The organism is Vibrio sp. OPT46 (genome assembly GCF_015163535.1).
Lineage (GTDB): Bacteria > Pseudomonadota > Gammaproteobacteria > Enterobacterales > Vibrionaceae > Vibrio > Vibrio alginolyticus.
Genome location: NZ_JADDYG010000864.1, coordinates 1 through 1,076, shown reverse-complemented (window position 1 = coordinate 1,076; position 1,076 = coordinate 1). Strand labels below are relative to the sequence as shown.

Below are 1,076 nucleotides of genomic sequence, written 5' to 3'. Positions count from 1 at the left end.
ATGTTAATACGTGAAGCTCAACAAACTCAAAGGTTAAGCCACCCTAATATCATTAGGGTTTTTGATTTTGGTGTTGATGGCGAAATATACTTTTTAGTTATGGAGTATATTAACGGAGAAACATTAGAGAGTTTAATACAGCGTTCTAGGCCCCATGGGCTGAAGTTTAATGCAACTTTATCAATCCTAAATCAGGTACTCGATGCACTCTCATATGCTCACTCTCTTGGTGTAGTGCACGCCGACCTAAAGCCCGCTAATGTGATTTTAACGTCTGAGGGTAACGTTAAGTTGCTTGATTTTGGTGTATCTAAAACTCATCAATTAAAGCAGGATCAATATGCGGCTAAACGTAAATCCGAAAATGTTGAAACGCTTGGTTATACTCCCAACTATGCATCACTCAACCTGTTATCCGGTAAGGAACCGAACTTAAGCGACGATATGTTTGCTCTATTTTGTATTGCTTACGAGCTATTGAGTTGCAAACACCCTTACGCAAGAACTCCAGTTAATGAAGCTCTCAAAAAGAAGATCAAGGTCTCTAAACCAACTAACATGCCTGCATCTAAGTGGCCAATATTTTCAAGCGTATTTTCAACTGGCATCATTCCGAACGAGCTGACCCCTGAGCAGTTGAAACGCAAATTGAATATGCGCTATTGGCCTATCGCTAGCGGCGCGGCAGCGAGTATATTATTAGTTAGCGGCATTGTATTTGGTTATCAGCAGCAACAAGAAACCATCGCCAATTTGGAAACCGTTATTAGCAAGCAAAATGATCAAATTGCCGGACAAGAGTGGCAGCTTGATACGCCAGCAGAAAAAAGTTTGGCACTGATTGATAGTGAAAAAAGCTTACATCCAGTCGTTAAGGCTGGCTTATTACGCTTACACAAGACCTATATTCTCAGCGAGTTTGAATCTGAAATTGATCAGGTTTTGAATTCTGATGCCAACAACTACCCGAATTATGATGAAATTGAGTCCATACTTGATAAAGCAAAAACCTACTACCCTGACTCACATAAAATAGAAGTTCTTGCCTTAGATATTCAGTCAAGCAAGCACTCCAC

General features: G+C 40.2%; 1 protein-coding gene. It reads left to right on the top strand.

Going from position 1 to position 1,076, the window contains the following annotated elements; all coding sequences use genetic code 11:
- A partial coding sequence (locus tag IQR33_RS30705) for a serine/threonine-protein kinase (protein WP_193844299.1) occupies window positions 1-1,076 on the top strand: 1,076 nt, incomplete at both ends.